Source organism: Mycobacterium sp. FW102-FHT13B02 (assembly GCF_058790275.1).
In genome coordinates, this window is record NZ_JBYTCM010000003.1 from 175060 (window position 1) to 188299 (window position 13240).

Consider the following 13240-nt stretch of genomic DNA (forward strand, 5'->3'; position numbering starts at 1 on the left):
CGAGCCACAACGAGAAAGCCCGCTCCGACCGAAGCCGGAGCGGGTTTTGCTATCCCGGAGCTAGGAGGACAGCGGCTCCGCCAGCACCTCCGAGAGCCACTTCACCACGAGTTCAGGCTGCTCGTCGACGATGAAGTGACCACAGTCGGGCACCTCGGTGATGTTCAGGTCGTCGGCATGGCCCGTGAAACCCTCGAGCAGCGACGGGTGCACCGCCACATCGTCGAGGCCGAACAGGACACGCACGGGCATGTCGAGCTTCTGGTCGTCGTAGGGACCGCGCGCCAGCTTGGCGACCTCCTTGCCAACCATGGACCGGTAAATCTTGGAACCCGCCACCCGACGGTCCCGGTCGCGGAAGCAGCTACGGAAGAAGTCCACTGACTCCTTGGGCATCCCGCTGCGCCGGATGAACCACCACAGCGTCGGCGACAAGTGCGAAAGCGGTCCCGCGACAGGCGCTCCCACGACGAGCTGGTACGCCAGCTTGTGCGCATGGCGGGCCACGCGACCAGGCTCCTGCCACACGGGCGGGATGTTGAGGATCACCAACCGCCGAACACGCGTCGGCGCCTTCAGCGCCACCAACTGCGCGGTCCAGCCGCCCCAGTCATGTCCCACCAAGTCAAAGGAGTCCAACCCCAGCGCGGTCGCCGCGGCCAGCACATCGGAGGCGAACTGTTCCTTCTCGTACCCCTTGGGTGTCACCTCGCTCCAGCCGGCGCCGCGCAGGTCCATGGCGTGCACCCGGTACCCGGCAGCTGCCAGTGCCGGAATCACCTTGTGCCACATCCACCAGTTTTCCGGCCAGCCGTGCAGCAGCACGACGGGGCGCCCGTCCTCCGGTCCGGCCACGGCAACGTGAATCTTCACGTCACCGGCCTGCACATATTCATGGGTCACGCCATCGAGAGTGGGCATGCTGCGCTGCGTCATGCGACGCATCTTACCGCGCGGTAAGTTCGCGAGCCGGGCGCCGGGCGGTCACACAGGTAAACGAAAAACCCGCCCTGACGAAAGTCAGAGCGGGTCTTGAACGTGGAGCTAAGGGGACTCGAACCCCTGACCCCCACACTGCCAGTGTGGTGCGCTACCAGCTGCGCCATAGCCCCTTAAGTGGTGCCTGATGAAGCTACACCACCAGCCCCACGGTGAACAAAACGGCTGGTCACAGGGACCCCTCCACCGGCTCGTGGCCCAGCGGACAGATCGGGGTCTCCTCCTCGTCACCGGAACGACGCGTTTCCGGCGCCAGCCACCAACTGACCGCGGCCGCCAGCAGGATCACCCCGCCCACGCCGAACGCCGCCGTGAACGACACGTGCTGGGCGATCTGCCCCGCGGCCAGCGAGCCGACGATGGTGCCGAGGTCCGACATCATCTGGAAGGTCGCCACCGCGGTGCCACCCCGGGCCTGGCTGCCGATGATGTCGGCGATGGCCGCCTGCTGCGGCGAGATGAACATGCCGCTCGCCACGCCGGTCACGAACGCGATCGCGAGAAATACCGGTAGTGACGTGGTCCAGCCCAGTAGCACCGTCGAGACCGACGACACTGTCAGCCCGACGATCAGCAGCTTGCGCCGGCCGACCCGGTCCGACAGGTGCCCGCTGGGGATGACGGCACACACGTTGCCGATAGCGAACGTCGCCAGCACCAGGCCCGCCGTGCCCGCGCTGCGGTGCAGCACGTCGACCACGAACAGCGGGACCAGCGCCACCCGCAGGCCCAGCGCGGCCCATCCGGACGCCAGATTGGACAGCAGTGCGGCCTGATAAGCGCGATTGCGCAGGACGGTCCGCACCGACACCGTCGGCCCGGTGATCTCCTCGGGCGCCGCCAGCGTCGAGTTCCGCAGGCTGACGAACACCACGGCCGCGGCGACGGCCAGCGCCGCTCCGTAGATAACGAACGGCACGGACAGGCCCAGCCCGGCGGTCAGGCTGCCCAGCACGGGACCGGCCACGCCACCGATCATGAAGGCGCTGGAGAACAGGCCGGCCACCCGGCCGCGCGCGTCGAACGGCGACAACCGGATCATCAGCGCCAGGGACGACACCGTGAACATGGTCGACCCGGCCCCGCCGAGGGATCGGAACAGCAGCAGCTGCCAGTAACTCTGGGCGAAGGCGCAGGCCAGCGTCGACATCGCGACGATCAGCAGGCCGGTGAGATAGACGCGCCGCTCGCCGAGTTTCTGTACCAACAGGCCGCTCGGCGGCGCGAAGATCAGCCGCATCGCGGCGAAGGCGGTGATGACGAACGTCGCCGCACCGATGCTGACGCCGAAGTTGCGCGCGTACGCCGGCAGCACCGGGGAGACCACGCCGTAGCCGAGTGCGATGACGACGTTGGCGCCGCCCAGGACCCAGATCTCGGTGGGGAGTCGGGTCGGGGCCGGACCGTCGCCCTCGGTGACAGCGTTCACCCGATAACTGTATTCACCACTTCCCGGGCCGCTTTTTGCACCTCGGCCAGGTGGTCGGGACCTCTGAAGGACTCGGCATAAATCTTGTACACGTCCTCGGTGCCCGACGGCCTCGCGGCGAACCACGCGTTCTCGGTGGTCACCTTCAGGCCGCCGAGCGGGGCGCCGTTGCCGGGTGCCGCCGTGAGCTTGGCGACGATCGGCTCACCCGCCAGCTCGGTCGCGGTGACTTGCTCGGCCGACAGCTTCGACAACCGCGCTTTCTGGTCGCGATCGGCCGGCGCATCGATGCGGGCGTAGGACGGGGCGCCGTACTTCTCGGTCAGCTCGGCGTACCGCTGCGACGGCGACTTACCGGTGACCGCGAGAATCTCCGAGGCCAGCAGCGCCAGGATGATGCCGTCCTTGTCGGTGGTCCAGACGGACCCATCCGTCCGCAGGAACGACGCCCCGGCGCTCTCCTCGCCACCGAATCCGATTGTGCCGCTGATCAACCCGTCGACGAACCATTTGAACCCGACCGGCACCTCGACGAGCTGGCGCCCCAGCCCGGCCACCACTCGATCGATGATCGACGAGCTGACGGCGGTCTTACCGACCGCGGTGGAACCCGGCCAACCCATTCGATGGTTGTACAGATAATCGATGGCCACAGCGAGATAGTGATTCGGATTGAGCAGCCCACCGTCGGGCGTGACAATGCCGTGCCGGTCCGAGTCCGCGTCGTTGCCGGTGGCGATCTGATACAGGTCCCGGTTCGCGATGAGTGACGCCATGGCATTCGGCGAGCTGCAGTCCATCCGGATCTTGCCGTCGGTGTCGAGGGTCATGAACCGCCACGTCGCGTCCACGAGCGGATTGACGACGGTCAGGTCCAGTTGGTACCGCTCGGCGATGGCGCCCCAGTAATCGACACTCGCCCCACCGAGCGGGTCTGCGCCGATGCGCACCCCCTCGGCGCGAATAGCATGCAGGTCAACAACATTCGACAGATCTTCGACGTAGGCGTTCAGATAGTCGTGCCGCTCCGTCGACCCCAGCGCGCGCGCCAGGGGCATCCGCTTCACGTCACGCAATCCGTCGCGCAGAATCTCGTTGGCGCGCTTGGCAATCACGCTCGTCGCATCGGTGTCGGCCGGGCCGCCGTTGGGCGGGTTGTACTTGAAGCCCCCGTCCCGCGGCGGGTTGTGCGACGGGGTGACGACGATGCCGTCGGCGAGATCGCCTTCGCGGCCGCGGTTGAAGGTCAGGATCGCGTGGCTGACCGCCGGGGTGGGCGTGTAGCGGTCGGCGGTGTCGATCATCGCCACCACCTCGTTGCCGGCCAGCACCTCCAGCGCCGTCACCCAGGCCGGCTCGGACAAGGCGTGGGTGTCGCGACCGATGAACAACGGCCCCGTGGTGCCCTGCGCGGCGCGGTACTCGACGATCGCCTGCGTGGTGGCCAGGATGTGTGGCTCGTTGAACGCCGCGTCCAGGCTCGAACCGCGGTGCCCCGACGTGCCGAACACCACCTGTTGGTCGACGTTCTCGGGGTCCGGCGCCACCGTGTAGTAGGCGGTGACAACGTGGGCCACGTCGATCAGGTCGTCTGGCTGGGCCGGTTGGCCGGCGCGCGGGTTGGCCGTCATGAGCTCGATTCTGCTACCGGTTCTCCCCCGGTGTGCACCTGTCGGCGTTCGGCCACCATACTTTTGCCCTATGTTCGGCCACGACAACCGAGAATTGGCCGCCGTGTTCGTCGGGGGCGCCATCGGCACCGTCGCGCGCGCCGCCTTGGCCGTCTTCGCCGTGCCTCATCCCGAGCACTGGCCCTGGCCCACGTTCGTCGTCAACATCGTCGGCGCGTTCCTGCTCGGGTACTTCACCACCCGGCTACTGGAGCGGCTACCTGTGTCGAGCTACCAGCGCCCACTACTCGGCACCGGCGTGTGCGGCGGCCTGACCACGTTCAGCACCATGCAGGTCGAAACAGTCCGGATGCTCGGGCACGGCGCCTACGGGCTGGCTGCGGGCTACACGGTGGCCAGCATCGTCGCAGGCCTGGCTGCGGTGTACCTGGCCACGGTGCTGGTGCGGCGAGTCCGGGTGCGGGCATGACGGCGGTCATCTGGCTCGGTGTCGCCCTCATCGGCGGCGTAGGCGCGGTGACGCGTTTCCTGGTCGACCGCGCCGTATCCAAACGCAAGAGCAGCAGCTTCCCGTATGGCACCTTCGTGGTGAACCTCAGCGGCGCCTGGCTGCTCGGCTTCTTCGGCGGACTGGCGTTGAGTCCCAACGTCGCCCTGCTGGCAGGGACTGCATTCGTCGGTGCATATACGACGTTCTCGACGTGGATGCTGGAAACCCAGCGCCTCGGGGAGGAGCGGCAGGTCTGGTTCGCCCTGGCCAATATCGTGGCGAGCGTGGTGCTGGGCCTGGCCGCCGCGGCGCTGGGATTGTGGATGGGCGGTTTACAGTGAGCGAATCGGCGGACTACCTGAAACTGACGACGTACTTCGGTGAGCGCCAACGTGTCTCCCGTCGCTTCGCTCGCCCCGGCTACCATCAGGATCGGTTCCTCGCCGAGGAACTTCTCGACCTGTACGGCGCCGAGAATGTTGCCACCAGTGTCGTGCTGCGTGGCATCGCCGGATTCGGGCCGCGGCACCAGCTGCGCACCGACCAGACCCTGAGCCAGTCCGAGGACCTGCCGGTGGCCATCGCCGCGGTGGATACCGCCGACAAGATCGCGGGGCTGGCCGAGCGGACCGTGGAGCTGACGACCCGCGGACTCATCACGCTCGAACGCGCCCGCCTCATCACCACGACGAGCGTCGGCGCATCCCCCATCCCGTCGCTGCGCTCGCCCCAGAACACCAAACTCAGCGTCTACGTCGGGCGCCAGCACCGGATCAACGGCCGTCCCGCCCATATGGCGGTGTGCGACCTGCTACACCGCAGCGGATTCGCCTGTGCGTCGGTGTTTCTCGGTGTCGACGGCACCGTCCGCGGACACCGCGAGCGGGCCCGGTTCCTGAACCGGAACACCGACGTTCCGGTGATGATCATCGCGGTCGGCGACGGCGCCCGCGCCGCCGCGGTGTTACCCGAACTGGAGCGCCTACTGCCCGATCCGTTGGTGACCGTGGAGCGGGCCGAGCTGTGCAAACAGGCAGGGACGCTGGTGGCCCGCCCCGGTGCGCTCCCGGCCCGCGACGCCAAGGGAACCCCGTTGTGGCAGAAGCTGATGATCCATACCGCCGAAGACACCCTGCACGACGGCGAACCGGTGCACCGGGAGATCGTCCGGCGGCTGCGCGCCAACGCAAACAGCCGCGGCGTCACCGTCCTACGCGGCATCTGGGGTTTCCATGACGGGCGGACACCGCACGGCGACAAGCTCTTTCAGCTCGGGCGCCAGGTTCCGGTCACGACCATCGTGGTGGACACCCCCGAGAACATCGCTGCCGCATTCGATCTCATCGATGAGGTGACCACCGCGCATGGAGTGGTCACCTGCGAACGCGTGCCCGCACTGGTGTCCGTGGACGACGGGCACCGGGACGGCGGTACCAATCTGGGGCACTTCCAACCCTGAAGGTCCCCGTCCGCGCTCAGCGCTTGACCAGGTTCACCAGGAATTCGATGGTGACGATCGGATCGACAGCGAGCAGACCGGCCGGCGGCGGCGGCGGTGCGATCCCGTAATCGGCGAAGGTGACGGGGATTTGGCCCACGGCGACCACGCCGCTACCCGACCGCTGCACGTCCAGCCGCACCGCCACCTGCCGGCTGACGCCCTTGAGGGTTAGTTGCGCCGACACCTCCAGGGTGGTGGGCGTGCCATCGCCAGAGACGGCGGACAGGTTGACCGGATCGAGCACAGCGAGCTTGGCTGTCGGGAACTGCGCGGCATCCATCACTTCGCTGCTGCGGAACTTGTCGTCCCGGCCCCGGTGCGCCGACTGCATGGTCCCGACGTCGACGACGAAGCTCGCCGCCTGCAAGTTGCCGCCCGTAACCGTGGCGTCACCCCGGACCGAATTGGTCCGCCCGGTGACGATGACGGTTTCCCACAGGAGTTTTTGCCGGGCGCGGTAACCGGCCTGCGTGCGTTTGGCCTCGTCTTCGGGGCCTGCACTCACCACCCATTTGCCATCGAGGTTGGTGCTGGCCGGGCGATGTGTCGTCGGCAGGCTCAGCATGGGAGCCGGTGTGCCCTCCATCTGGGTTCGGTAGAACCACGGTCCGGCGCAAACTCCCACGACGGCGAGCACTGCCAGCAACAGCAGAAGCCTTTTTGCCACTCCCCTTATATACAGGGCCGGTGCGACGTCAGCTGGATGGGCGCGCCAGCGCGTACAGCGCCATCCTGCGGTTGGGCATGTCGTGTTCACCGAGGAACTCGGCGCCGCCGTGCTCGACCAGCCGGCGCGCACCGACATTGCGGTGGTCGGGATCGAACATCACCCGGCGGCAGGACGGGACCAGTTCGAACAGGCTCGCCACCAACTGGGGCATCAGGATCGGTCCGAGTCCGCGGTGCACGAAGCGCTCATCGGCGATCGCGGCGTGCAGTCCCAAGTCATAGGGATCGGCATCGTATCGAGGAGCGATGGAATCCTTCGCTGCCCAGTACAGCTCGAGGTAGCCGATGGCGTTGTCCTGATAGCTCACCAACAGCGGCCGGGAGTACTCACCGTCGAGCTGCGCCTGAAGATGCCGCCGCCACCATTGCGGCGGCCGGTCATATTCCCAGGCCTCGGCCAGATGCGGTCGATTCATCCATTCGGACAGCATCTCGGCGTCGGCTTCGGCGTCGACAAGACGCACGGCCCACGGGCCGGCGAGCTGCGGCACCGGTGGTGCACCTACCGCCCGCACCTCTGCGGACACTGACGTCAACTCGCGCGGCAGGACCGGCCCCTGATCAATCTCGGTCATTTCAGCGGCGAGCCTACCCGATCGATTTAGGTTAGCTTTGCCTACATCCCATCGCATAGGACTTCGCTGCGCGCCTGAATACCGAAGGCGGCGGCCCCGCCACCGGGCCCCCAAAACGCACACCGAAAGAGCAAGACGGACCCTGTAACGCTCAGCCACCCAAGGTCGATAGACCTGCTAACGTAGTCATCAATCACTTTGGTCGCATCGCTTAGCTGGTGCGGGAGGGGAATACACAATGTCTTTCACCACTCGGATGATGGTCGGCGCGGGCTCTGCACTGGTTGCGGTCATGGCCAGCGGCGCTGTTGCCTACGCTCAGCCGGACCCCACCCCGATCATGTACTCGACCTGCACCTACCCGCAGGTGATCGCCGCTCTGAACGCCCTCGACCCGGGTGCCGCCGCCGAGCTGCAGGCCAACCCGATCGGCGTCGGCTACCTGCACCAGCTGATCGCCTCCGGTCCGCAGCAGCGTAAGGCGCTGATCACGCGGGCGTACAACACCCCGGGTGCCGCTCAGTACACCGACCTGGTGCTGAACGTCGCCAGCACCTGCAACAACTTCTGATCCCAGAAGTCGGCAACAACGCAGCTCGATCCTTCGGGATCGAGCTGCGTTGTGCTTTCTAGCGGTACGCCGACAGTCAGAATCCGCGGTGTGAGCCCCGGACCGCGGCCACGGCCTCGTCAGGTCCGGCAAAGGTCACCTGCGCGGGTCCACGGCCCGCAGCGAACAGCAGTAGCTCACCGGGCGCGCCGGTGACCGTCACCTCGGCGCCGCGGCCGACAGCGGCGAGGCGGCGGCCCTCGGGAGTCACGAGGATGATTCGCGCCGGCGAATTCCTCATCCCCATCCGCGCCATGGTCGCCACCTGTCCCGCCAGCGCCGACACCAGGCGCTCGTCGAGCTCACGCGGCTCCCAGGTCGGCTGGGCCCGGCGGACGTCCTCGTTGTGAATGAACATCTCGGCGACGTTGACGAATGGGTCGAGCAGTTTGAATGGCGAGTACAGCGGCGGACCCCCGGCGATCATGTCGACCAACTTCTCCCAGTCGGTCGATGCGGCCACGTGCGCCTGCACCCGATCGGTGTAGCCGGCCAACTGCGGCACCACAATGCCGGGCGCGGCATCGAGCCGGCGTTCCCGCACCACCAGATGCGCGGCGAGATCCCGGGCGTTCCAGCCCGCACACAACGTCGGCGCATCGGGCCCGTGCTCGCGCAGGGATTCGACGAGTGCGGCGCGTTCCCGCTGGGCGGCTGTCATGGGGTGAGTCTAGGTCGGGCGGCGCCGCGCGAGCATTGCGACGCAGGTCACCACCGCTGGGCAAACGCCAGGTGAACGGTCGCGACGTGGTTACAGATGAGTACCCATCCGCGCAGCAGGGGTCCCAACAACCCCATTGATAACTATGGTCACAAAAGCCCCTCGCTGGCGTCCGAGCGCCGCCCGCCTTCCGAAAGGTGTGACCGTGTCGCCGCGTCCTCGACTTGCATCGGTGGCTTTGACGGCCGCCGTCGTTCTCGGTGGAGCGGTGGGCATCACACCGCCCCGCGCAGCAGCGGATCCGTGCACCGGCCCCAACGCCGGCATGCTGCCGCCAAACGGGGTGCCGTCGAGTGGAGTCATGCGGCCACCGAACGGCGGCCACCGACCGAGCAACGCGAACGACAAGGCACCGCTGCCGACACTGGGCAAACTGTCCCGATCACTGCTCAGCGTCTTCACGCCCCAGGGCACCGTGCAACAGCAGGCCGGGGTTGTTCCGCCCAACCCGCGCGTACCGCAGCCGCCGGTTCAACCGCGCGTGGCGCAGCCGGCCCCCGCCCAGACCGCTCCCCAGCCGGCAGCCCAGCCGGCGCCGCCCATCGACGCGGGCACCACGTCACTGGTCGGCTGGGTGACCGGCGACCAGAGCGCCGGCGGCGACACCCTGCAACGGTTCGGCATCTCCGGCACCGACCTCGGGATCATGTGGGACAACGGCGATCCGGCGAACAACCAGGTCCTGATGATGTTCGGTGACACGTACGGCTACTGCGCCACCCCCAACCAGCAGTGGCGCTACAACACCATGTTCCGCACCAGCGATCGCACACTGTCAGGCGGGATCCACATCCCGCCTGGCTCGGTGACCAACCCCTATTCCGGCTCCCCCGAGTGGCAACCGAATCTGGCCAAGCAGACCATCCCCACCATCCGCTGGGCGCCCGTCGAGAAGGGCATCATTCCGACTTCCGGTGTCTCCGTGGGCAGGACGCAATACGCCAGCTTCATGTCGATCAAGAACTGGGACAGCGCCGGTCAGTGGACGACGAACTATTCGGCAATCGCCGTCTCCAACGACAACGGCCAGAACTGGGGTGTGTACCCGAGCAGCGTCCGGCCGATGGCGCCGGACAGCGTGTCCCGCGTCGCCTACCTGCCGGGCAACGAGAATTTCCAGCAGGGCGCGTTTCTGAAGGGCAGTGACGGCTACATCTATTCGTACGGAACCCCTGCCGGCCGAGCCGGAAGCGCCTACGTGTCCCGCGTGCCGCAGAACTTGTTGCCGGACATGAGCAAGTACGAGTACTGGAACAACGAGAGCCAGTCATGGGTACCCAACAACCCGGCCGCCGCGTCCCCGGTCATCCCCGGCCCGGTCGGCGAGATGTCGGTGCAGTACAACACCTACCTCAAGCAGTACCTGGTGATGTACTGCAACAACCTGTCCGACGTGGTGATCCGCACCGCGCCGACACCGCAAGGGCCTTGGGGCCCAGAACAATTGGTGGTGTCGTCGCAGCAGTTCCCCGGCGGCGTCTACGCGCCGTACCTGCACCCGTGGTCCAACGGTCGCGATCTGTACTTCACGCTGTCGCTGTGGTCGGCGTACAACGTGATGCTGCTGCACACCGTACTGCCCTGAGCCAGTTCGGCTTTGACGGTTCAATCGAGGGTGGCCCAGAACTCGGTGAGGGCGGCGGCGCCCCGCACCGGGTCCTGCAGCATCCACCAGTGCCCCAAGCCGTCGAGCGTCGCGGTGCGCGCGCCCGCCCGCTCCGCTGCGCGATAACGGATTTCGTCCGAGCCGATGTACGGGTCCGCGGTAGCCAGGAGCGCCAACCCCGGCCTGGCACGCAAGTTTTCGATGTCACGCCCGGCTTCCGCCATCGCGGGTTGACGCGCCGACCGGTACAGCGCCAGAATCGCCCGCCCCATCTCTGGCCCCTGGGCGGTGGCGAGGGCCGTGGCAACATCCAGCGGCATCCCGAGAGCGACCATCTGGCCGGCGCGGTCCTCCACCGACCCGCCGAGCATCGTGTCGACGAGTTGCTCGCCTTCCCCCGGCGTCTGCCACACCTGAGCCATGTCGTGCCAGACGAAGTCCGGGTCGAGCGTCCCGATGACGTCAGTCACCCAGCTGCGGACGAGTTCGGGCCGGCGCATGACGGCGGTCAGCACGTGGCCGCCGCCCCAGTCGTGGCCCACCACGTCAACCGGCTCGCCGATGGCCTCCAATTCGGTCACGAGCCAGTCCCGATAGGCAAGGTAGGTGGCTGGAAAACCGTCAGGCAGCGGCGCGCCGAATCCTGGTGGCGACAACCGCACCACGTCGTCGCGACCGAGCACGTCGACCAGTGGATCCCAGATCGCATCGGTCTCAGGATTGCCATGCACGAGAACAACAGTCATGGCGCCATCCTGGCACCGTGGTGACGGCAGCGTGGCCGGTTGCGACCGGTCACATCGCTATCGCGGCACCGCCGGGCGCCGGCCTAGCCTATCGGCGGCGGGGTGGCCGCCGCGTCATGGCAATAGCGGACGTTCCGTTCAGTCCGCGGTCTTGGTCTTTGCCAGTTCGCGGAGAAGCGATAACGACAGGAAGGTCATCGGTCCGACATCCGCGAACTTGCCACCGACGTTGCCGGCGATGCCGCCCTCAATGGCGAGTTCGCTGATGAGGTCGAGTTTGAGCTGCGGACTGCCGTCGCTGAAGTCGAGGTCGGCCAGATCCACCCACACAATGTTGGGCCGCGTGGTGGATTCATAGACATACCGCTTGTTGGTCAGGTCCAGCACGACCTGCCAGATGGTCTGCGAGGCGTCGGGCTTGCCGGGGTCCGGGATCCGGAAGGGCTGGGCGGCGTTGCGGATCACCGAGAACATGCTCGCGATCGCTTCGACCTGGCTCGATGGCGTGGGCAGCCGGCCGGCGTAGTACGTGGCACGCGCGAACCTGTCGGACGCCAGCGTCGAACCCGGCAAGGGCTCGGTGCCCCCGAGGCCCTCGAAGTTCTTCACCAGCTCGAGCTGCTGATCGTAGGTGGGTGAGTTCGTCATCACCCGAAAGTCCTTGCTGTGGTAGACCTTCGGCTCGCCGTCGACGTACTCGATGATCGCCGAGTCGCCGGTGGCGTCATCGAGTGCCAGATGAATGGTGGGCGGGTCGCCACCTGTGGGGTCAGCCATCTGGACCACCTGCACATCGGTCTCGGCGATCCACGCGACGGCCTCGGCCACTGTTGCGAAGTTGTCGAGGAAATACTGCAGCCAGATCGCCTGACTCAGCTGGGTCCGGGTGTCATCCGATGTGCTGTAAGTAGATTCGGCCAGCCACAGCACGTGCCCCGCCAGGCCGGCCTCGTTGATGCCGTCCACCGAGATGATGTCGAAGGCGGTCGCGATCACGCTGCCGAACTTGGAGGTCCAGGTCAGCTTGCCCGCGACCCCGTCGTCGCGGGTCACGCCGCGCGGCTGCTTCCACAAGTTGGTCATGAGGTCTCGGTGGAAGTCCATGTTGCGGCCGACCAGAACCGCGTCGCCCGCGTCGGGCCAGATGACTCGTGTACACACCCGAGGAAGCCTAACTTTCCATGCGGTCGCTCCCGCCCGGCCATACTGTCGAGGTGAGCAAGTCGTTTGTAGCCGTCGTCGTCACTGTCGCCTTGTCCACGCCAGCACTGGTGCCAGTTCCCGTGGCCCACGCAGACGCCTACTGCGAACTCGGCAATCTGCTCATCCCACAGGAAGTGCACCATGTGGGCACCTATCGCGCCGCCACGTGCGCGATGGTTGCCGATCTGGTGCTGACCAGTACCGGCGGCTGCCTCAAAGCCGTGTCGGACTACGTGGTGAGTCGTGGCTACGACCCCTATGTAGGCAAAGACATCGCCCTTCATAACTGTTGAGTACTCGATGATCAGCAGTGTCCGAGCTGGCCTAGACGCTTCCGGATCAGGTGTTGATCAAACGCCAATGGCTGCGGCCACTGACGGTGTCGCGAAAGCGCCGAAGCGCACAAGCACTAAGCCCAGCGGTTCGCAAGCAACTTGAAACTCGGCATGTCCTCCAGAGACACCAGCGCCTCATAGATCCGCTGATACCCGGTGCTGGCGATACGCCAAGCACCGTCCTCGTCCTTGCGATAGGTGTCCGCGTAGTAGCCCGAGCCACGGATCATCGCGTGACCCGGGACGATCACGGTGTCCTCGAAGACCCACGAACCGTGTGCGGTCGTTTCGGAGTCAATCTCAATCTCGGGGTGGCTGGCGATGTGCGTTGTGATGATTCCGTTGTCGAGGTTGGTCCGCATGAAGTCGACGACGGCGTCCCGTCCCTCGTAGTGCACCGGTTCTCCCATGGCGTGGGTGCCGTAGCGGGTCACGACGTCTGAAGCGAGGCAATCCCCGAAGGTGTCCCACTCCTTGAGGTCCAAGGACCGGAAGTACCGGTACTTGAGCCGTTGAATGTCAGCGATCGCCTCCAGGTTACCCATGACGCGAGACTAGAACGTGTTTCATTTTCTGTCACGGGAATGCGTAATGTCGCTCACCACATGGCGGTATCGAAACTACGAAGCATGTTGCTTGCACCGGGGTTGATCTCAACCTAGGTT

General features: G+C 66.4%; 14 protein-coding genes, 1 tRNA gene and 1 pseudogene. 6 read left to right on the top strand and 10 right to left on the bottom strand.

Annotation, left to right across the window (positions count from 1 at the left end):
* Positions 1 to 60: 60 nt before the first annotated feature.
* From AC3WTE_RS06455 to pgm, 4 genes and pseudogenes are all read right to left on the bottom strand, one after another.
* A complete protein-coding gene (locus tag AC3WTE_RS06455) occupies positions 61 to 936 on the bottom strand; it encodes an alpha/beta fold hydrolase (protein WP_492436529.1) in 876 nt (291 codons plus the stop codon).
* Positions 937 to 1039: 103 nt separating this feature from the next.
* Positions 1040 to 1112, bottom strand: a tRNA-Ala gene (locus tag AC3WTE_RS06460).
* Positions 1113 to 1172: 60 nt separating this feature from the next.
* Positions 1173 to 2428: pseudogene (locus AC3WTE_RS06465) on the bottom strand (MFS transporter); the annotation flags it as partial.
* Positions 2425 to 4059 carry a phosphoglucomutase (alpha-D-glucose-1,6-bisphosphate-dependent) gene (gene pgm, locus AC3WTE_RS06470; protein ID WP_492436530.1) on the bottom strand — a complete coding sequence of 545 codons (1635 nt, stop codon included), beginning with the start codon at positions 4057 to 4059 and terminating at the stop codon, positions 2425 to 2427. The pseudogene AC3WTE_RS06465 and the gene pgm, both read right to left, overlap by 4 nt.
* 70 nt (positions 4060 to 4129) lie before the next feature.
* Between pgm and crcB (AC3WTE_RS06475) the strand changes: the two genes are divergently transcribed.
* Genes crcB (AC3WTE_RS06475) through AC3WTE_RS06485 form a run of 3 tightly spaced genes read left to right on the top strand, consistent with a single transcriptional unit; the run spans position 4130 to position 6008 of the window.
* A complete protein-coding gene (gene crcB, locus AC3WTE_RS06475; protein ID WP_459366022.1) occupies positions 4130 to 4528 on the top strand; it encodes a fluoride efflux transporter CrcB in 399 nt (132 codons plus the stop codon).
* On the top strand, positions 4525 to 4890 hold the full coding sequence (crcB, locus tag AC3WTE_RS06480; protein WP_492436531.1) for a fluoride efflux transporter CrcB: 366 nt from the start codon (positions 4525 to 4527) through the stop codon (positions 4888 to 4890). The genes crcB (AC3WTE_RS06475) and crcB (AC3WTE_RS06480) overlap by 4 nt, the downstream gene beginning before the upstream one ends.
* Positions 4887 to 6008 carry a DUF190 domain-containing protein gene (locus tag AC3WTE_RS06485; protein ID WP_492436532.1) on the top strand — a complete coding sequence of 374 codons (1122 nt, stop codon included), beginning with the start codon at positions 4887 to 4889 and terminating at the stop codon, positions 6006 to 6008. The genes crcB (AC3WTE_RS06480) and AC3WTE_RS06485 overlap by 4 nt, the downstream gene beginning before the upstream one ends.
* Before the next feature lie 16 nt (positions 6009 to 6024).
* Here the strand turns inward: AC3WTE_RS06485 and AC3WTE_RS06490 are convergent, their stop codons facing one another.
* Together AC3WTE_RS06490 and AC3WTE_RS06495 are read right to left on the bottom strand one after the other, a co-directional pair.
* Positions 6025 to 6717 carry a YceI family protein gene (locus tag AC3WTE_RS06490; protein ID WP_492436533.1) on the bottom strand — a complete coding sequence of 231 codons (693 nt, stop codon included), beginning with the start codon at positions 6715 to 6717 and terminating at the stop codon, positions 6025 to 6027.
* Between the two features lie 28 nt (positions 6718 to 6745).
* Positions 6746 to 7354 (bottom strand): GNAT family N-acetyltransferase, encoded by a 609-nt coding sequence (locus AC3WTE_RS06495; RefSeq protein WP_492436534.1) that lies wholly within the window; start codon positions 7352 to 7354, stop codon positions 6746 to 6748.
* Between the two features lie 238 nt (positions 7355 to 7592).
* Here AC3WTE_RS06495 and AC3WTE_RS06500 point away from each other — a divergent pair, with 238 nt between their 5' ends.
* Positions 7593 to 7925 (top strand): hemophore-related protein, encoded by a 333-nt coding sequence (locus AC3WTE_RS06500; protein WP_492436535.1) that lies wholly within the window; start codon positions 7593 to 7595, stop codon positions 7923 to 7925.
* A gap of 76 nt (positions 7926 to 8001) precedes the next feature.
* Here AC3WTE_RS06500 and AC3WTE_RS06505 read toward each other — a convergent pair whose 3' ends face one another.
* On the bottom strand, positions 8002 to 8625 hold the full coding sequence (locus tag AC3WTE_RS06505; RefSeq protein ID WP_492436536.1) for a TIGR03085 family metal-binding protein: 624 nt from the start codon (positions 8623 to 8625) through the stop codon (positions 8002 to 8004).
* A 205-nt stretch (positions 8626 to 8830) separates the two neighbouring features.
* Between AC3WTE_RS06505 and AC3WTE_RS06510 the strand changes: the two genes are divergently transcribed.
* Positions 8831 to 10270, top strand: coding sequence for a glycoside hydrolase family 183 protein (locus tag AC3WTE_RS06510; RefSeq protein WP_492436537.1), 1440 nt, complete (start codon positions 8831 to 8833; stop codon positions 10268 to 10270).
* Positions 10271 to 10290: 20 nt separating this feature from the next.
* Here the strand turns inward: AC3WTE_RS06510 and AC3WTE_RS06515 are convergent, their stop codons facing one another.
* Together AC3WTE_RS06515 and AC3WTE_RS06520 are read right to left on the bottom strand one after the other, a co-directional pair.
* The gene (locus AC3WTE_RS06515; protein WP_492436538.1) at positions 10291 to 11037 is read right to left on the bottom strand and encodes an alpha/beta fold hydrolase; all 747 of its coding nucleotides are present in this window, start codon (positions 11035 to 11037) and stop codon (positions 10291 to 10293) included.
* Between the two features lie 138 nt (positions 11038 to 11175).
* Positions 11176 to 12198: a linear amide C-N hydrolase gene (locus AC3WTE_RS06520; RefSeq protein ID WP_492436539.1), complete on the bottom strand. Its 1023-nt coding sequence runs from the start codon at positions 12196 to 12198 to the stop codon at positions 11176 to 11178.
* A gap of 53 nt (positions 12199 to 12251) precedes the next feature.
* Here AC3WTE_RS06520 and AC3WTE_RS06525 point away from each other — a divergent pair, with 53 nt between their 5' ends.
* A complete protein-coding gene (locus AC3WTE_RS06525; protein ID WP_492436540.1) occupies positions 12252 to 12533 on the top strand; it encodes a hypothetical protein in 282 nt (93 codons plus the stop codon).
* Positions 12534 to 12649: 116 nt separating this feature from the next.
* On the opposite strand, the gene AC3WTE_RS06530 is transcribed toward AC3WTE_RS06525, so the two are convergent.
* A complete protein-coding gene (locus AC3WTE_RS06530; RefSeq protein ID WP_492436541.1) occupies positions 12650 to 13120 on the bottom strand; it encodes a nuclear transport factor 2 family protein in 471 nt (156 codons plus the stop codon).
* Positions 13121 to 13240: the final 120 nt, after the last annotated feature.